The organism is Rugamonas sp. FW305-51 (assembly GCF_058786935.1).
On record NZ_JBYSZG010000040.1, the window covers coordinates 35,969 to 53,182 of the forward strand.

The 17,214-nt window shown below is 67.2% G+C and carries 16 protein-coding genes; 13 read left to right on the forward strand and 3 right to left on the reverse strand.

The window, feature by feature from the left end; translation table 11 throughout:
* Positions 1-37 precede the first annotated feature (37 nt).
* Complete coding sequence (aroC, locus tag AC3WOS_RS22265; protein WP_492718638.1) at positions 38-1,165, reverse strand: chorismate synthase; 1,128 nt, start codon at positions 1,163-1,165, stop codon at positions 38-40.
* A gap of 252 nt (positions 1,166-1,417) precedes the next feature.
* On the opposite strand from aroC, the gene AC3WOS_RS22270 reads away from it, so the two are divergent.
* From AC3WOS_RS22270 to AC3WOS_RS22295, 6 genes are all read left to right on the forward strand, one after another.
* Complete coding sequence (locus tag AC3WOS_RS22270; protein WP_492718640.1) at positions 1,418-3,679, forward strand: putative bifunctional diguanylate cyclase/phosphodiesterase; 2,262 nt, start codon at positions 1,418-1,420, stop codon at positions 3,677-3,679.
* Between the two features lie 145 nt (positions 3,680-3,824).
* Positions 3,825-4,379: an iron transporter gene (locus tag AC3WOS_RS22275; RefSeq protein ID WP_492718642.1), complete on the forward strand. Its 555-nt coding sequence runs from the start codon at positions 3,825-3,827 to the stop codon at positions 4,377-4,379.
* Positions 4,380-4,382: 3 nt separating this feature from the next.
* Positions 4,383-5,870 (forward strand): carbohydrate porin, encoded by a 1,488-nt coding sequence (locus tag AC3WOS_RS22280; RefSeq protein WP_492718644.1) that lies wholly within the window; start codon positions 4,383-4,385, stop codon positions 5,868-5,870.
* 8 nt (positions 5,871-5,878) lie between these two features.
* Complete coding sequence (locus AC3WOS_RS22285; protein WP_492718646.1) at positions 5,879-6,244, forward strand: cupredoxin domain-containing protein; 366 nt, start codon at positions 5,879-5,881, stop codon at positions 6,242-6,244.
* A gap of 12 nt (positions 6,245-6,256) precedes the next feature.
* Entirely contained in the window at positions 6,257-7,057 is an 801-nt protein-coding gene (locus AC3WOS_RS22290) for an FTR1 family iron permease (protein ID WP_492718648.1), read from the forward strand.
* 157 nt (positions 7,058-7,214) lie between these two features.
* Positions 7,215-8,519 carry a 4Fe-4S binding protein gene (locus AC3WOS_RS22295; protein WP_492718664.1) on the forward strand — a complete coding sequence of 435 codons (1,305 nt, stop codon included), beginning with the start codon at positions 7,215-7,217 and terminating at the stop codon, positions 8,517-8,519.
* A 114-nt stretch (positions 8,520-8,633) separates the two neighbouring features.
* Here the strand turns inward: AC3WOS_RS22295 and AC3WOS_RS22300 are convergent, their stop codons facing one another.
* Positions 8,634-9,080, reverse strand: coding sequence for a CBS domain-containing protein (locus tag AC3WOS_RS22300; protein ID WP_492718650.1), 447 nt, complete (start codon positions 9,078-9,080; stop codon positions 8,634-8,636).
* Positions 9,081-9,283: 203 nt separating this feature from the next.
* Between AC3WOS_RS22300 and AC3WOS_RS22305 the strand changes: the two genes are divergently transcribed.
* The gene (locus tag AC3WOS_RS22305; protein WP_492718652.1) at positions 9,284-10,594 is read left to right on the forward strand and encodes an O-acetylhomoserine aminocarboxypropyltransferase; all 1,311 of its coding nucleotides are present in this window, start codon (positions 9,284-9,286) and stop codon (positions 10,592-10,594) included.
* Between the two features lies 1 nt (position 10,595).
* Positions 10,596-11,399, forward strand: a complete 804-nt coding sequence (locus tag AC3WOS_RS22310) for an alpha/beta fold hydrolase (RefSeq protein WP_492718654.1) — start codon at positions 10,596-10,598, stop codon at positions 11,397-11,399.
* Between the two features lie 35 nt (positions 11,400-11,434).
* On the opposite strand, the gene AC3WOS_RS22315 is transcribed toward AC3WOS_RS22310, so the two are convergent.
* Positions 11,435-12,811, reverse strand: coding sequence for a YihY family inner membrane protein (locus tag AC3WOS_RS22315; protein WP_492718656.1), 1,377 nt, complete (start codon positions 12,809-12,811; stop codon positions 11,435-11,437).
* Positions 12,812-12,877: 66 nt separating this feature from the next.
* Between AC3WOS_RS22315 and wrbA the strand changes: the two genes are divergently transcribed.
* From wrbA to AC3WOS_RS22340, 5 genes are all read left to right on the forward strand, one after another.
* Positions 12,878-13,486 carry an NAD(P)H:quinone oxidoreductase gene (gene wrbA, locus AC3WOS_RS22320; protein WP_492718657.1) on the forward strand — a complete coding sequence of 203 codons (609 nt, stop codon included), beginning with the start codon at positions 12,878-12,880 and terminating at the stop codon, positions 13,484-13,486.
* On the forward strand, positions 13,483-13,890 hold the full coding sequence (locus AC3WOS_RS22325; protein ID WP_492718659.1) for a DUF2069 domain-containing protein: 408 nt from the start codon (positions 13,483-13,485) through the stop codon (positions 13,888-13,890). Before wrbA ends, AC3WOS_RS22325 begins: the two co-directional genes overlap by 4 nt.
* Positions 13,887-15,311 (forward strand): FAD-binding oxidoreductase, encoded by a 1,425-nt coding sequence (locus AC3WOS_RS22330; protein ID WP_492718660.1) that lies wholly within the window; start codon positions 13,887-13,889, stop codon positions 15,309-15,311. The genes AC3WOS_RS22325 and AC3WOS_RS22330 overlap by 4 nt, the downstream gene beginning before the upstream one ends.
* Complete coding sequence (locus AC3WOS_RS22335) at positions 15,308-15,793, forward strand: DUF4124 domain-containing protein (protein WP_492718661.1); 486 nt, start codon at positions 15,308-15,310, stop codon at positions 15,791-15,793. Before AC3WOS_RS22330 ends, AC3WOS_RS22335 begins: the two co-directional genes overlap by 4 nt.
* On the forward strand, positions 15,778-17,214 hold a 1,437-nt coding region (locus AC3WOS_RS22340; RefSeq protein WP_492718662.1), incomplete at its 3' end, for an ABC transporter permease. The genes AC3WOS_RS22335 and AC3WOS_RS22340, both read left to right, overlap by 16 nt.

Consider the following 17,214-nt stretch of genomic DNA (forward strand, 5'->3'; position numbering starts at 1 on the left):
GGGCGCCGCCGCCCCGCCCTGCCCGTGCTGCCGGCGCTTAGCGCGCGGCGGTCAGTGCGGCCTGCGCGGCCAGGGCGATGTCGGGCGTGGCCACCTGCACGTCGCCGCACTGGGCGCGGTGCATCAGGGCGTGGTCGATCAGCACCAGGGCCAGCATGGCTTCGGCGATCGGGGTGGCGCGGATGCCCACGCAGGGATCGTGGCGGCCGAACGTTTCCACCATCACGGGATTGCCGTCCTTGTCGATCGAGCGGCGCGGGGTGCGGATCGACGAGGTGGGCTTGATGGCGATCGAGACGGTGATGTCCTGGCCGGTGGAGATACCCCCCAGCACGCCGCCCGCGTTGTTGCCGACAAAGCCTTCCGGGGTCAGCTCGTCGCCGTGCTCGGAACCCTTCTGCGCCACCGATTTGAAGCCGGCGCCGATCTCCACGCCCTTGACGGCGTTGATGCCCATCATGGCGTAGGCGATGTCGGCGTCCAGCTTGTCGTAGATGGGCTGGCCCAGGCCGACGGGCACGTTCTGTGCGATCACGTCGATGCGGGCCCCGATCGAGTCGCCGGCCCGGCGCAGCTCATCCATGGCTTCTTCCATGCGGGCGATCAGGGCGGCGTCGCCGCTGGCGGCGAAGAACGGGTTGTTGGGCACGTGTTCCCAGCCCTGGAACGGCACTTCGATATCGCCCAGCTGGCTCATGCAGCCCTTGAACACGGTGCCGTACTGCTGGTGCAGCCACTTCTTGGCGATGGCGGCCGCACCCACCACGGGCGCCGTCAGGCGGGCCGACGAACGGCCGCCGCCGCGCGGATCGCGTACGCCATATTTGTGCCAGTAGGTGTAGTCTGCATGACCAGGACGGAAGCTTTCCGCGATGTTGCCGTAATCCTTGCTGCGCTGGTCTTCATTGCGGATCAGCAAGGCGATCGGGGTGCCGGTGGTCACGCCCTGGTAGACGCCCGACAGGATTTCCACCGTGTCCGACTCCTGGCGCTGGGTCACATGGCGCGACGTGCCCGGCTTGCGGCGGTCCAGTTCAGGCTGGATGTCGGCCTCGGACAGGGGCAGGCCCGGCGGGCAGCCATCGATCACGCAACCGATCGCGGGACCGTGGGATTCGCCAAAAGTGCTTACGGAGAACAACTTGCCAAATGTATTGCCGGACATAGGTATCGTCATGGTGGAAGGTAGGAAGGGTCAATTTTACCAGCCCGCAGCCGCCGGCGTGGCCGCGGGCGGCATTTTGGCAACATGGTACGCATTAGGACGAATCTGGCAGGCACGTTTTTTGACATGGGTAAGACAAAACTTGCATATTGCGACTCGCCAATGTTCGGAAAATGCTGAAAACGTCGTTCTCAGGAACAATTAGCTATATACTTAATCCGAGAACACCGAGATACCCTGGAGAAGCGACACATGCCCCCATCGATCACCCCCCTTGAGCATTCCAAGGACGATCACGACGATCTGGTATTCTTAGAAGAGCACCCGGCGCCGGTGGATGCGACAGGTGCGCGCAGCGTGTGGCGGGTCATGATCATCGACGACGACGAAGACGTCCACTCGACCACCACCTTCGCCCTGGGCAACCTGGACATGCAGCACCGGCCGCTGGAATTCGTCCACGCCTATTCGGCCAGCCAGGCGCGCGACATGCTCCAGCATGAACCGGAAATCGCCGTCATCCTGCTCGACGTGGTGATGGAGCAGGACGACGCCGGCCTGCACCTGGTGCGCTACATCCGCGAAACGCTCAAGCTGACGGACGTGCGCATCATCCTGCGCACGGGCCAGCCCGGCTACGCGCCGGAAATCGACGCCATCCGCGATTTCGACATCAACGACTACAAGACCAAGTCCGAGCTGACCCGCATCAAGCTCTACACGACGGTGACGGCGGCCATCCGCTCCTACGAACAGATCCGCAAGATCAACGACAGCCGGCGCGGCCTGAACCAGATCGTGCTGGCCAGCACCGAACTGATGACACTGCATGGCGTGCACAATTTCGCCGCCGGCGTGCTGCACCAGTTTGCCGACCTGATGGGCCAGCAACCGAGCGGCGTGCTGTGCGTGCAGAACTGCCCCGAGGATGGTTGCGAGGAGCTGGTGGTGATGGCCACGGCCGGCGCCTACAGCCACCTGGAAGGCTTGCAGCTGACCACCAAGGCCGACGCGCGCATGCACGAGGCGATGGAGCAAACGCTGGCCGAGCGGCGCAACCTGTACGGGCCCGACTACATCACCCTGTATTTCGCCGGCAAGGCCAGCCGCGACTTCGTCGCCTTCCTCGACGTGCAGCGCGCCATCACCGAAATCGACGAGCGGCTGCTGGAAGTATTTTGCAGCAACGTCGCCGTCGGCCTGGACAATGTGGAACTGGTGTCGCACCTGCACAATGCGGCCTTCTACGACCAGCTGTCCAAGCTGCCCAACCGCACCCGCCTGGTCGAGATCCTGGACGCCACCCTGGCCGGTCCGGGGCGCGACACGTGCACCCTGTCGCTGGTGGACCTGGACCATTTCGCCGAAACCAACGACGCCCTGGGCCACCAGTTCGGCGACACGCTGCTGGTGGCCGTGGCCCAGCGCCTGCAGTCGCGCCTGGGCGAGCAGCTGACGGTGGCCCGCATCGGCGGCGACATCTTCTGCGTGCTGGGCGATTCGGCCCAGGTCAATCCGGCCAGCATCCTGGCCCTGTTCCAGACCCCGTACAGCATCGACGGCCAGGACGTGCAGCTGTCGGCCACGCTGGGCCTGGTGCGCCTGAACGAACATGACGGCAGCGGCGCCGACGCCCTGAAGGACGCCGACATTGCCCTCAAGCGCGCCAAGCTGCAGCAGCGGGCCGGCCACTTCTACTTCTCGCGCAGCATGGGCGTCGAGATCCGCGAGCGGGTGCGCATGATGCACGCGCTGCGCACGGCCTTCGGCCAGGACCAGCTGTTCGTCGTCTACCAGCCCCAGATCGACCTCGTCACGCGCCGCCCGGTGGGCGCCGAAGCCCTGCTGCGCTGGCAGACGCCGGACGGCAAGTTCATCTCGCCGGACCGCTTCATCCCCATCGCCGAGTATTCGGGCCTGATCATCGACCTGGGCGAATGGGTGATGCGCACCGCCTGCCGCGAACTGGTGGCCCTGCGCGCGGCCGGCCACGACAACTTCATGATGTCGATCAACGTATCGCAAGTCCAGTTCCGCCACCCCTACTTCCTGGAGATGCTGCGTTCGGCGCTGGAAGACACCAAGGCCCCGCCCGAATTCGTGGAACTGGAAATCACGGAATCGATGGCCATGGAAGAGCCGGACCTGCTCATCAAGATGCTGGGCCAGATCAAGCAGACGGGGGTGAGCATCGCCATCGACGACTTCGGCACGGGCTTCTCGTCGCTGTCCTACCTGCAGCGTTTGCAGATCGACCGGCTCAAGATCGACCGCGCCTTCGTCACCGAGATCACCGGTTCCGCGCGCGGCAGCAGCATTGCCGAGATGGTGATCCAGCTGGGCCGCAACCTGGGCCTGGCCGTGATTGCGGAAGGCGTGGAAGACGAACGCCAGGCTGGCATCCTGCAAACGCTGGGCTGCCCGCTGGCGCAAGGCTTCCTGTTCGCGCGTCCCATGACGGCCCCCGCCCTGGCCAGCTGGCTCAACAACGACGCCCTGGAAGGCGCCGCCTGAACGCCCTGCGGGGGGCCTCCCTGGCCTCCTGCCCCACTCTCCCGGCTTTTCTCCTTCTTGTCCGAATTTCTTAACCTGCATCAATTACAGGTGTAAATGCGAACGCTTATCATTTGCACTCAATTTGTGTTGATGAAGGAGAAGTATGCGTTCCCCCCTTGCCAGTCTGTCCGGCCGCCTTGCCCTGGCCGCTTTTGCCGCTGCCGCCCTGCCGGCCAGCGCCGTCGAATACCCGATCGGCGCGCCGCAGCAGCGCGCCGGCATGGAAATCGGCGCCGTCTATCTGCAACCGGTGGTCATGGAACCGGACGGGATGATGAAGCGCCCGGAAGAGACGGACATCCACATCGAGGCCGACATCCATGCCCTGGGCGGCAACCCCAACGGCTTCGAGGAAGGCGCGTGGATCCCCTACCTGATGGTGAAATTTGAAGTGAGCAAGGAAGGCAGCGGCCAGAAGGTCAGCGGCGAGTTCATGCCCATGGTGGCCAACGACGGCCCCCACTACGGCGAGAACATCAAGCTGTTCGGCCCGGGCAAATACCACGTCCGCTACACCATCCTGCCGCCGTCCGAAAACAAGCACGCCCATTTCGGCCGCCACACGGACCGCCTGACGGGCGTGCGGCCCTGGTTCAAGCCGTTCGACGTGGAATATGACTTCACCTACGTCGGCATCGGCAAGAAAGGCGGGTACTGAACCATGCGCAGTACCCTGCCCCGGCAACTGTGCGGCGCTGTCCTGCTGGCCGGCCTGACGCAGGCGGCCGTTGCCGCCACGCCCGACGTGGCCGCCTTGCAGCAACTGGTGGCCAGGCTGGGCGAGCGCATGGAGCGGCTGGAGCGGCGCAACGCCGAACTGGAACGGGCGCTGCAGGCCAGCCAGCCCGCCGTCGCCACGCCGGCCGCGCCCATCGAACAGCGGGTGGCCGCGCTCGAGGCGCAACAGAGCCGCACCGACGCCAGCCTGGAAAGTGAGCGCATCAGCGAGAACGAACCCGAGCTGACCTCGCGCCTGAAGGCGGTGGAGATGCAGGCCGAAGGTTCGCGCAGCGCGCTGCGCAAGCTCAAGGCCTTCGACGGCCTCAACGCCGGCTTCAACCTGACCACCATGGCGCAAAAGCCCAACGCCGCCACCGGCGCCAACGGCCAGCTCAATTACCGGGCCGACGCCTTCGTCACGCTGCCGCTGGCCAACGTGGGCGCGGTCGAACAGCGCCTCTTTGCCCAGTTCCGCATCGGCCAGGGTGACGGCCTCAATACCCTGCCCACCTTCTCCAAGCCCAACGCCACCGCCTTCCGCGTGCTGGGCGGCGTGCGGCCGGACGATGCCGTGGCCGTGCTGGCCCAGGCGTGGTACCAGGCCAGCCTGCCGCTGCCGCTGGGCGGCCACGCGCCGCGCTCGCGCGAGACGCTGGAAGTCGGCTTCGGCAAGATGGACCCGTTTGCCTTCTTCGACCAGAACGCCGCCGCCGGCGACGAAACGCGCCAGTTCGCCAACACCATCTTCGTCCACAATCCCCTGCTCGATGCGGGCGGCGATATCGGGGTCGACGCCAACGGCTTTGCGCCCGGCTTCCGCCTGTCCTACCACAACACGACCGGCAAACCAGAAAGCTGGCGCCTGTCGCTGGGCGTGTTCGGCGCCGGGGCCACGGGCGCCAACTACCAGCACACCCTGCGCTCGCCCATGCTGCTGGCCCAAGCGGAAACGGAACAGCGCCTGTTCGGCGGCCTGGCCGGCAACTACCGCCTCTACGCCTGGCGCAACAGCCAGGCCAGCCACCTGGACGACACCATCGAAGCGCCGGACCGGCACAGCGGCTGGGGCGCTTCCGTGGACCAGCGCGTGAGCGACGGCGTCACCGTGTTCACCCGTTACGGCAGCCAATGGCACGGCGAGGTGCGCTTCGACCGCGCGCTGACGGCCGGCGCCGAGATCAACGGCAGCGACTGGGGCCGCGGCGGCGACAGCGTGGGCCTGGCCCTGGGCCGGCTGCGCAGCAGCGCCGCCTACCGCGCCATGAGCGGGGCCAGCGGCGCCGAGCGGGTGGCCGAGCTGTACTACCGCTACCGCATCAGCCGCCAGTTCGAACTGTCGCCCAACCTGCAATACATCGGCCACCGGGCCGCCGTCCCTGGCGCCGCGGCCATCACCATCGTCGGCCTGCGCGCCCAACTAAGTTATTGAGAACTGCCATGACCACACTGCCGCACACCCCACCCACACGGCGGCCCCTGCGCCGCTGGCTTGCTGTCGCCGGCCTGGCGGCGGCCAGCATGGCCGCGACGGCCGCCGACCTGCCGACCCTGAACCTGGTGATACGGAGCGGGCGCTTCATCCCGGCCGTCATCGAAGTGCCGGCCAACACCAGGTTCCGCCTGCTGATCAAGAACGAAGGGCCGGGCGCCGAGGAATTCGAAAGCACGGAGCTGCGCAAGGAGAAGGTACTGGCGCCCGGCGCGTCCAGCTTCCTGATCTTCATGCCGCTCCAGCCGGGCAGCTACAAGTTCTTCGGCGACTTCCACCCGGAGACGGCCCAGGGCCGCATCGTGGCCAAATGAGGGAGATCGCCCATGGGTAATGCCTTGTTCATCGTCTGGCGCGAAAGCGTGGAGGCGATGCTGGTGATCGGCGTGCTGTACGCCTGGGTCCAGCGCAACGGGGGACGCGGCCTGGGCGCCCTGTGGAGCGGCACGGCAGCAGGCGCAGGACTGGCCGTGCTGCTGGGCTGGGCCATGGTGGCCACCCAGGACGAACTGTCCGGCGCCGCGCTCGAGTGGTTCCAGCTGGCCATGCTGCTGGCCGCCGCCGGCCTGATCGTGCAGATGGTGCTGTGGATGCAGCGCCATGGCCGCCACATGAAACGGGAACTGGAAAGCGGCCTGGAAAAGGCTGCCGCCCGCGCCGGGTCGGCCGGTATCGCCGTCATCGCCGCCCTGGCCATCGCGCGCGAGGGGGCGGAAACGGCCATCTTCCTGTACGGCCTGGGGCTGGCCGACGGCGGCGGCCGCATGGCGCTGGGCGCGGCGATCGGCCTGGGACTGGCCCTGCTCACGGCCTGGATCGTCAGCCGCGGCCTGGGCCTGCTCGACTACCGGAAGTTCTTCCGCGTCAGCGGCGCGCTGCTGTTGCTGTTCGCGGCGGCACTGCTGAGCAGCGCGGTCGACCGCCTGATCGGCGGCGGCTGGCTGCCTGCGCTGGTCGACCCGTTGTGGAACAGCGCCGCCGTACTCGATGACGGCAGCCCGGCCGGGGCCCTGTTCGCCGCGTTCACCGGCTACCGCGCACGGCCATCGCTGATGCTGGCTGCGATTTACGCGCTGTACTGGCTCGCGGTGCTGCTGACCCAGCGCCGCCTCGCCCGCCATGCGTAGCATTCCCATCGTGCCGGCAGCGCGGCCACGTACGCCGCCGACGCCCACCCCGGCTCAAGCGGCGGACCTGGCGGCGGCCACCACCGGCGCCGAAGCCGCGGCCCCCGCCGAGGGTTCGGCTTCGACGCCGGGCCGGCTGGTCGCGATCGGCCATGCCATGCGGCGTCACCGGCGCGTCATCGTCGGGCTGCAGTGGCTGGTGGTGCTGTTTTACGCGGTACTGCTGGTGGTGCCGGCCTGCATGCCGATCCCGCCCGAGGACGCCCACCTGTACGACAATCTGCGCCTGTTCGCCCAGTTCCTGTTCTGGGGTATCTGGTGGCCCTTCGTCATGCTGGGCACCATGCTGCTGGGCCGGGTGTGGTGCGGCGTGTTCTGCCCCGAGGGTTCGCTGTCCGAGTTCGCCAGCCGCCACGGCCTGGGGCACCCCATCCCGCGCTGGATGCGCTGGAGCGGCTGGCCGCTGACGGCCTTCGTCTGCACCACCGTCTACGGCCAGCTGGTCAGCGTGTACGAATATCCGCAGGCCGCGCTGCTGGTGCTGGGCGGGTCGACGGCAGTAGCAGTGGCCGTCGGCTTCGTGTACGGCAAGGGCAAACGCGTGTGGTGCCGCTACCTGTGCCCGGCCAACGGCGTGTTCGGGTTGCTGGCGAAGATCGCGCCGTTGCACTTTCGCGTCGATCCGCAGGCGTGGCAGCGCGACACGGCACGCGCGCCCATGGTCAACTGCGCGCCGCTGATCGACATCCGCCACATGAAAAGCGCGTCGGCCTGCCACGCCTGCGGGCGCTGCAGCGGCTACAAGGGCGCCGTCAGCCTGTCGGTGCGCGCGCCGGCCAGCGAAATCCTCGCCACCGGCAACAAGGACGCCAGCACGGCCGAAGCGCTGATGCTGTGCCTCGGCATCATCGGTATCGCCACGGCCGCCTTTCAATGGTCGGCCAGCGCCCGTTACGTCCAGTTGAAAACGCTGCTGGCCGACTGGCTGATCGCGCGCGACAGTTTCGTCCTGTTGCAGGACAACGCGCCGTGGTGGCTGCTGACCCACTACCCGGCCGTCAACGACGTATTCACCTGGCTGGACGGGATCTGCGTGCTGCTGTTTATCCTGGGCGGCGGCGTGGCGCTGGGCGGCGCCGTGCTGCTCGCGCTGCGGCTGGCGGCGCGGCTGGCCAGGCTGCCGGAGGTGTCGTGGCAGCGCCTGGCGCTGGTGCTGGTGCCGCTGGCCGGCGCCGGAATTTTCACCGGCCTGTTCATGCTGACGGCCGGCCACCTGAAAGCAGAGCGCATCAACCTGGACTGGCTGCCGGCCGCGCGCACCGCATGGCTACTGGGCGGCGGCGGTTTTTCCGCCTTCCTCGCCTGGCGTATGCTGCTGGCCCGCGTCACGCCGCGCCGCCTGCTGGCGTTCGCCGTCACGCTGCTGCCGGTGGTGCTGGTCAACGCCGTCTGGGCCGGCTAATCCGGCAGCCGGCAGCCGGCGCTCAATCGGGCGCGCAAAAAACAATGCCACCCGCAGGTGGCATAGTCTTGAACAGGACGGACCGCCGTGGCGCCGCGCCCTTATTCCGTCCGCTTATTCCGTCGTCTCGGCCGGCCAGTCGCGGATGTAGGCCTTGAGCATGCGGTTCTCGAAGCTCTGCGCTTCCAGCACGGCGCGCGCCACATCGTAGAACGAGATCACGCCCAGCAGCGTCTTGGCGTTCATCACGGGCAGGTAGCGCGCATGCTTTTCCAGCATGATGCGGCGCACTTCGTTTACTTCCGTGTCGGGCGTGACGGTGATCGGATGGTCGTCCATGTGCTTGCGCACGGTGCCGGCGCCCACGGCACCGGCATTGCTGTGCACTGCCTTGAGTACTTCGCGGAAGGTCAACATGCCGACCAGATCGCCAAACTCCATCACGACCAGCGAACCAATGTCCTTTTCAGCCATCGTGTTGGCGGCTTCAACCAGTGGCTGGTCGGGGGAAATGGTGTAAAGAATATTGCCTTTAACCTGGAGAATTTCGGAAACTTTCATTTTGGGCCGTCCTATCCGCTTGTGATGGGCTATATGAATGAGATTTCTACTTGTCGTAGCCTTATAGCGAATGTAGCCTAAGCCCGGCAAAAAATCCAGCCTTGCGAATAATCAAATCGCAACATTTTTTGCCGTTGTTGCTACAACGGGTTTCGGTTTCGCGGTAGGATGCCCACCATTCCAACCAGATAAGCTGAGACAATATGAGCGGCCCACAATACCCCGGCTTCGATACCTTGTCGCTGCACGCCGGCGCGACACCCGACCCGGCCACCGGCGCACGCGCCACCCCGATCTACTTCACCTCCGCCTTTGCCTTCCCGGATGCCGACCACGCGGCCTCGCTGTTCAATATGGAGCGCTCCGGCCACGTCTACTCGCGCATCTCCAACCCCACCAACGCGGTGCTGGAAGAACGCATCGCCGCGCTGGAAGGCGGCGTGGCCGGCATTGCCACGGCCAGCGGCCAGGCCGCCATGCACCTGGGGCTGGCCACCATCGCCGGCGCCGGTTCGCACATCGTGGCCTCGCGCGCGCTGTATGGCGGCTCGCACAACATGCTGGCCTACACGCTCAAGCGCTTCGGCATCGAGACCACCTTCGTCGATCCGCGCGACCTGGACGCCTGGCGCGCCGCCATCCGCCCCAACACCAAGGTGCTGTTCGCCGAAACGCTGGGCAATCCGGGACTGGACGTGCTCAATGTGCCGCAAGTGGCCGCGCTGGCCCATGAACACCACCTGCCGCTGATGCTCGATTCCACCTTTACCACGCCTTACCTGCTGCGCCCCCTGGAGCACGGCGCCGACCTCGTGTTCCACTCGGCCACCAAGTTCCTGTGCGGTCACGGCACGGCCATGGGCGGGCTGCTGGTGGATGGCGGCACCTTCGACTGGCAGGCAGCCTACGAAAAAACGGGCCATTTCGCCGAACTGTGCGAACCGTACGACGGCTTCCACGGCATGGTGTTCGCGGAGGAATCGACCGTGGGCGCCTTCGCCCTGCGCGCGCGGCGCGAGGGCTTGCGCGACTTCGGCGCCGTCATGAGCCCGCACAACGCCTTCGCCATCCTGCAGGGCGTGGAAACGCTGGGCCTGCGCATGGAGCGCCATGTGGCCAACACGCGCAAGGTGGTGGAATTCCTGCAGTCCAATCCGGCCGTGGAATCGGTGTCCTATCCCGAACTGCCCAGCCATCCGGACTACGAACTTGCCAAGACCCTGCTGCCCAAGGGCTGCGGCGCCGTGCTCTCGTTCAGCCTCAAGGGCGACCGCGCGGCCGGCAAGCGCTTCGTGGAAGGCTTGAAGCTGTTCTCCCACCTGGCCAACGTGGGCGACGCCAAGTCGCTGGTGATCCACCCCGCCTCGACCACGCACTTCCGCGTGCCGGCCGACCAGCTGGCCGCTGCCGGCATCACGGAAAGCACGATGCGCCTGTCCGTCGGCCTGGAGGATGCGGACGACCTGATCGAAGACCTGGCCCGCGGCCTCAAACTGTCCCAGAAAGGAGCCTGACATGCTGCTCAACGTTGAAGGCGTGGACGCCTATTGCTACACGGGCGGCAAGCCGTTCGACCCGGCCCTGCCCACCGTCGTGTTCATCCACGGCGCCCAGAACGACCATAGCGTGTGGGCCCTGCAATCGCGCTATTTCGCCCATCACGGCTACGGCGTGCTGGCACTGGATTTGCCCGGCCATGGCCGCAGCAAGGGCCAGGCCAAGGGCAGCGTGGAAGCGCTGGCCGACTGGCTGCTGGCCGTGCTGGACGCGGCCGGGGTGCGCCAGGCCGCCCTGTTCGGGCACAGCATGGGATCGCTGATCGCGCTGGAGGCATCATTCAAGGCGCCGGAACGGGTCACGCATCTGGGCATGCTCGGCTCCACTTATCCGATGAAGGTGTCGGACGCGCTGCTGGAAACGGCGCGCACGGACGAGCAGGCAGCCATCGACATGGTCAACATCTGGTCCCATTCGTCGATCGCGCACAAGCCGTCCAGCCCCGCGCCCGGCTTCTATGTGATGAACGGCGCCCGTCGGCTGATGCAGCGCATCTCGGCCATCAACCCGGCGCTCGTGTTCCATACCGATTTTGCGGCCTGTAACAGCTACGCCAACGGCGAGGCGGCGGCCAAGGCCGTGCGCTGCCCTACCCTGTTCGTGTTCGGCCAGCGCGACATGATGACGCCGCCCCGCTCGACCAAACTGCTCACCTCCACCATCGCCCACGGCAAGGTGGTGCAGGTCGACAGCGGCCACTCGCTGATGACCGAGCAGCCCGACGCGGTGCTGGACGCCCTGTCCGGCTTCGTCGGCCGGTAAGAAGAAAGCGAAAAAAGGCGGGGAAAGGCAGCCGCTCAGCGGCAGGCCGGCTGGCCGAACTGTTCGGCCAGCGTGTGGCCCAGGCCTTGCTCGACGGCCGTTTCCACCGAGCGCGCCAGTGCAGCGGCCTCGCTCGCGGCCCGCACGTCGCGCTCATCGTCGCCGTCGGCCACCACGCCGGCGTTGACCGGCATGCCGCCGAACACGAACAGGCGGTAGACGTCGGCCAGCGTCAGGCGGTGCACATTGGCCAGCAACACCCAGTGGTCGCCGCCCTCGCTGACCCGCTTGCCCCACTGGACCCGGCGCGGCGCCTCGGTCTGCACCCGTCCAACCCAGCCTTCGGCCGCCATTTTTTCCAGCAGCACGTCCATTTCATCGAAACCGAGCCGGGTGGCACGGCGGATGGTACCCGCGCTCACCAGGGCCGTATCGCTGCAGTGGCAGGCCGTGTACAGCACTTTCAGGATCGCCATGGCGTCGACGAACTCGCCGCCGGGCACGGCCTCGTGCCACCAGCGCTCGTATTTCACCACCGGCAGCGCCGCCACCAGCAACGCGCCCGACAGCGTGATCAGCCACGATACGTAGACCCACAGCAGGAACAGCGGCAAGGCCGCCAGCGCACCGTAGATCTTCGAATAAGCGGGAGACTGGATAATGAAGATGGCAAAGCCGCGCTTGGCCACCTCGAATGCGAGGCCGGCCACCAGGCCACCCCAAGCCGCGTCGCGCCAGTCCACGTCGCGGTTGGGCACGGAGACGTACAGCAAAGTGAAGCCGGCCGTGGTCAGGGCGATCGACAACAGGGTGTAGATCAGGGCGCCAAGCACGGGAATGCCGCCGACCAGGTCGCTGGTGGCCATGAAGAAGTGCGACGACAGCGTGAGCGAGGCGCCGATCAACAGTGGTCCCAGCGTGATCAGGGCCCAGTAGACGAGGATGCGCTTGGTCCAGCCCCGCTCCTGCCGTACCTGCCAGATGCGGTTGAAGACGCGCTCTATCATGCCCATCATGGCGACCGACGTCACCACCAGCGCCACCGCGCCCACCGCCGACAGCCGCGTGGCCTTGGCCGCGAAGCCCGTCAGGTAGCTCATGATGGTGTTGGAGATCGCCTTCGGCATCACGCTTTGGATAAAATACGCTTCCAGCGCGTTGCGGAAGGCGTTAAACATCGGGAAGGTGGTGAAGATGGCCAGCGCGATGGTCAGCAGCGGCACCAGCGCGAACACGGAGGTGAACGTGAGGCTGCCGGCCACCTGGGTCAGGCTCACCTCGCGCAGGCGGCGCTGCGCGAACAGCAGCAGGTCGCGGATTTCCTGCCACGACAGCGAGCGGACCGCCTCGGCGCTGCCATCGACGCGCTGTTTGAAGAAATGCCAGATCGGATAAACGTATTTTGAAAACATGGACTCAATAATCAGGATGCAAGAGTAGCAGTCATGCCACTCCCTAAAGCGCCATATAATACCAACATGAACCGATCCAATCTGATTATTCTCGTATTGTTTTACTCGCGTCATGGCGCCACGCGCAAACTGGCCGAGCTCATTTCCCAAGGCATAGAGAGCGTGCCGGGCTGCGACGCCCGGTTGCGCACGGTACCGGCCGTGTCCACGGTGACCGTGGCGACGGCGCCTGAAGTGCCGGACGAAGGCGCGCCCTACGTGGAACTGGCCGACCTGCAGGAATGCGCCGGCCTGGCGCTCGGTTCGCCCACCCGCTTCGGCAACATGGCCTCGGCCATGAAGTATTTCTGGGACGGTACCTCAACCGACTGGCTGTCGGGCACCCTGGCGGGCAAGCCGGGTTGCGTGTTCACCTCCACCGGCAGCCTGCACGGCGGCCAGGAGGCGACGCTGCTGTCGATGATGATACCGCTGTTCCACCACGGGATGATGGTGCTGGGCCTGCCCTACACCGAACCCGAACTGATGACCACCGCCAGCGGTGGCACGCCCTACGGGGCCAGCCACTGGGCCGGCCTGGACGGCAAGCTGGCCATCACGGAAGACGAAAAACGGCTGGCCATCGCACAAGGCCGGCGCCTGGCCGAGACGGCCGTCAAACTGCAGGGGCAATGATGGTCAACGACAAACTGCATCGCTATTTCCACCGGGGCGCCATCGCCAGCCTGGTGCTGCTGATTATCTGGTGCGTGCTGTGGGAGATGGTGCTGGCGCCGCTCCATCCGGGCGGCTCGTGGGTGGTGCTCAAGGCCGTGCCGCTGCTGATTCCCCTGTACGGCGTGTTCCGGCGCGACATCTATACGCTGCAATGGTCGTCCATGATGATACTGCTGTACTTCACCGAAGGCGTGGTGCGCGGCTACAGCGACAAGGGCAGCCTGTCGGCCTGGCTGGGCTGGGGCGAGGCGGCCATCGTGTGCGTCTACTTCGTGTGCGCCGTGATGTACCTGCGCCCGTACAAGAAGGCGGCCAAGCGCATGGCCAAGGAACTGCTGGACAAGGTCAATCCCGCCAAATGAGCACGCCCGCCTACCTGCATGACTTCCTGGCCCGCTGCCGCGAACTGGTGGGCGCCGATTTCGTCGTCTGCGACGAAGCCGGCATGGCGCCCTACCTGACCGACTGGCGCGGACGCTTCACCGGCAAGGCGGCCGCCGTGCTGCGCCCGGCCGATGTGGAACAGGTGCGCCAACTGGTGACCGCCTGCGCCCAGTGGCGCGTGCCCATCGTGCCCCAGGGCGGCCGCACCGGCCTGGTGCTGGGCAGCGTGCCCGACGCCAGCGGCACTGCCGTGGTGCTGTCGCTGGCGCGCCTGAACCGCATCCGCGCCGTCGATCCCGTCAACCGCACCATCACGGTCGATGCGGGCTGCATCCTGCAGCAGGTGCAGGAGGCGGCGGCGGCCGAAGGCTGCCTGTTCCCGCTGTCGCTGGCGGCCGAAGGCAGCTGCAGCATAGGCGGCAACCTGTCCACCAACGCGGGCGGCACGGCCGTCCTGCGCTACGGGAACACGCGCGAACTGTGCCTGGGACTGGAAGTGGTGACCGCGCAGGGTCAGTTGTGGGACGGCCTGCGCGGCCTGCGCAAGGACAATACCGGCTACGACCTGCGCGACCTGTACATCGGCGCGGAAGGCACGCTGGGCGTGATCACGGGCGCCGTGCTCAAGCTCTATCCGCAGCCCAAGGCCTGCATCACGGCGCTGGCCGCCATGCCCACGCCCGAACACGCGCTGCGCCTGCTGACCTTGATGCAGGAGCGCTGCGGCGCCAGCCTGACGGGCTTCGAGCTGATGTCGCAGTTCTGCCTGGCGCTGGTGGCGCGGCATTTCCCCCAGCTGCCCAAGCCGTTCGCCGCCGCCCACGGCCAGTATGTATTACTTGAGCTGTCAAGTAACGAGTCCGAACAGCACGCCGTGGAACTGCTGGAAAGCGCCATCGGCGCGGCGCTGGAACAGGGCGTCATCGACGACGCCGTGGTGGCCAGTTCGATCGCGCAGTCGGCCGGCCTGTGGCAGCTGCGCGAACACATCCCGCTGGCCCAGGCGGCGGCCGGCAAGAACATCAAGCACGACATCTCCTTGCCCGTGTCGCGCATCGCCGAATTCATCGCGGCCACCGGACCGTTGCTGGAACAGGCTTTCCCTGGCTGCCAGCTGGTGTGCTTCGGCCACCTGGGCGACGGCAACCTGCATTACAACGTGGCGCCGCCGGACGGCATCGCCAACGAAGCCTTCCTGTCCAACCAGGACGCCGTCAACCGCGTGGTGCACGACAGCGTGGTCGGCTTTGGCGGCTCCATCTCGGCCGAACATGGCATAGGCGCGCTCAAACGCGACGAGCTGGCGCACTACAAGAGCGCCGTCGAGCTGGACCTGATGCGCGCCATCAAGGCCGCGCTGGACCCGCTGGGCATCATGAATCCGGGGAAGATACTGTGAACGCCGCGCCGCGCCTGCTGCGGACCGCCGGCCTGCCGATGGCGGCGGGCTTGTTGATGGCCGCGGGCCTGCTGTGGTGCCCGCTGGCGGATGCGCAGCCCGTCTACAAATGCACGGCGGCCGACGGCAAGATCAGCTACGGCAGCGCACCGTGCCCGGATGGGCGCGGTGCCGTGCTCGATGCGCCCGCCGCGCCGCCACCGGAGGCCGCAAGCGCCGCCGCCGCCGAAACCGCCCGCGCCAAAGGACAGGCCGACACGCTGCAAAAGGAGCGCCAGCAACGGGACAAGGCCGACGAACGGGCGCAGGCCCGCGCCGACCGTGCCGCCGAAGCCAGGCGGCTGAAGTGCGGCCGCCTCAAGCTGTACCGGCAGTGGGCCGACGATACGGCCAGGAATGCGCGCGGCAAGGCCGCCGAACACGCCCAGCTGCGGGCCCGGTACGCGGCCGAAAAGCTGGCGCTCGAATGCCCGCAATCATAGCCGCACCCGATCGCCGCACGGTGCCCGCCGGCCTGCGCCAGTTGTCGCGCTGGCTGCTGCTCGGCGAGTGGCGTGCCCACCCGCTGCGCGCCGTCACGGCGATTGCCGCCATCGCCGTCGGCATCGCACTCGGCTTTGCCATCCACCTGATCAACGCCGCCGCCTTCAACGAATTCTCGTCCGCCATCAAGGGCCTGTCCGGCGTGGCCGACGTGCAGGTGCGGGGCACGGAAGCGTTTTTTGACGAAGCCATCTACCCCGACATGGCGCAGCGCGACGGCGTGGCGGTGGCATCGCCCGTGCTGGAATTCGACGCCTCGCTGCCCGGCCAGCGCAACGCCCTCAAGATCATCGGCATCGACGCCATGCGGGCCGCCTTCGTGGCGCCCGACCTGATGGGCATACCGGCCGAGGACCAGCCCTACGACACGATGGGCGACGATACCATCTTCCTGTCGCCGGCCGCGCTGGCCTGGCTCAAGCTGGAGCGCAATGCGCCCGTCGCCCTGCAAAGCGGCACCGACACGGTCAAGCTGCGCGTGGCCGGCCCGCTGCTGCATGCCCGCGCCGGCCAGCGCCTGGGCGTGATGGACGTGGGCGCAGCCCAGTGGCGCTTCAACAAGCTGGGGCAGCTGTCGCGCATCGACCTCAAATTGCGTGAGGGCGTCAACCGCGACGCCTTCAGGTCGCAGCTGGCGCAGGAGCTGGAGCGCCGCTATCCGGGCCGCTTCCACGTCAGCCAGCCCAACGACGAGGAGCAGAACAGCCGCAACGATGGCGTCAGCCGTGCCTACCGGGTCAACCTCACCGTGCTGGCGCTGGTGGCGCTGTTCACCGGGGCCTTCCTCGTGTTCTCGACCCAGGCCCTGTCCGTGATCCGCCGCCGCAGCCAGTTCGCGCTGCTGCGCGTGCTGGGCATGGACCGCCACCGCCTGCTGCGCCAGATCCTGCTGGAAGGCCTGTGCCTGGGCGTGGCCGGATCGGCCATCGGCATCGCCGCCGGCTACGGCATCGCGGCCGCCGCGCTGCGTTTCTTTGGCGGCGACCTGGGCGCGGGATTTTTCGCCGGGGTGCAACCGGAAGTGCAGTTCACGCCGGTGGCCGCGTTTGTGTATTTCGCGCTCGGCGTGGGTGTCGCGCTGCTGGGCTGCGCCGCGCCGGCGCTGGAGGCGGCCCGCGCCCGGCCCGCCGTCGCCCTCAAGTCCGGGACCGAGGAAGCGGCCATCTCGCGCCTGGCCACGATCTGGCCCGCCGTGGCCTGCCTCGCGCTGGCGGCCTTGCTCACGCGCGCGCCGCCCGTGTTCGAACTACCCATCTTCGGCTACCTGGCGGTGGCGCTGCTGCTGGTGGGGACCATTGCCCTGATGCCGCGCCTGGCCGCCGCCGTGTTCCGCGCCGCGCACGCGCGCTGGAGCGCCGCC

Excerpts from the sequence above, each read along its gene's own strand:
- aroC (WP_492718638.1), bottom strand. The coding sequence starts at position 1,165 with ATGTCCGGCAATACATTTGGCAAGTTGTTCTCCGTAAGCACTTTTGGC.
- AC3WOS_RS22270 (WP_492718640.1), top strand. The coding sequence starts at position 1,418 with ATGCCCCCATCGATCACCCCCCTTGAGCATTCCAAGGACGATCACGAC.
- AC3WOS_RS22275 (WP_492718642.1), top strand. The coding sequence starts at position 3,825 with ATGCGTTCCCCCCTTGCCAGTCTGTCCGGCCGCCTTGCCCTGGCCGCT.
- AC3WOS_RS22280 (WP_492718644.1), top strand. The coding sequence starts at position 4,383 with ATGCGCAGTACCCTGCCCCGGCAACTGTGCGGCGCTGTCCTGCTGGCC.
- AC3WOS_RS22285 (WP_492718646.1), top strand. The coding sequence starts at position 5,879 with ATGACCACACTGCCGCACACCCCACCCACACGGCGGCCCCTGCGCCGC.
- AC3WOS_RS22290 (WP_492718648.1), top strand. The coding sequence starts at position 6,257 with ATGGGTAATGCCTTGTTCATCGTCTGGCGCGAAAGCGTGGAGGCGATG.
- AC3WOS_RS22295 (WP_492718664.1), top strand. The coding sequence starts at position 7,215 with ATGCGGCGTCACCGGCGCGTCATCGTCGGGCTGCAGTGGCTGGTGGTG.
- AC3WOS_RS22300 (WP_492718650.1), bottom strand. The coding sequence starts at position 9,080 with ATGAAAGTTTCCGAAATTCTCCAGGTTAAAGGCAATATTCTTTACACC.
- AC3WOS_RS22305 (WP_492718652.1), top strand. The coding sequence starts at position 9,284 with ATGAGCGGCCCACAATACCCCGGCTTCGATACCTTGTCGCTGCACGCC.
- AC3WOS_RS22310 (WP_492718654.1), top strand. The coding sequence starts at position 10,596 with ATGCTGCTCAACGTTGAAGGCGTGGACGCCTATTGCTACACGGGCGGC.
- AC3WOS_RS22315 (WP_492718656.1), bottom strand. The coding sequence starts at position 12,811 with ATGTTTTCAAAATACGTTTATCCGATCTGGCATTTCTTCAAACAGCGC.
- wrbA (WP_492718657.1), top strand. The coding sequence starts at position 12,878 with ATGAACCGATCCAATCTGATTATTCTCGTATTGTTTTACTCGCGTCAT.
- AC3WOS_RS22325 (WP_492718659.1), top strand. The coding sequence starts at position 13,483 with ATGATGGTCAACGACAAACTGCATCGCTATTTCCACCGGGGCGCCATC.
- AC3WOS_RS22330 (WP_492718660.1), top strand. The coding sequence starts at position 13,887 with ATGAGCACGCCCGCCTACCTGCATGACTTCCTGGCCCGCTGCCGCGAA.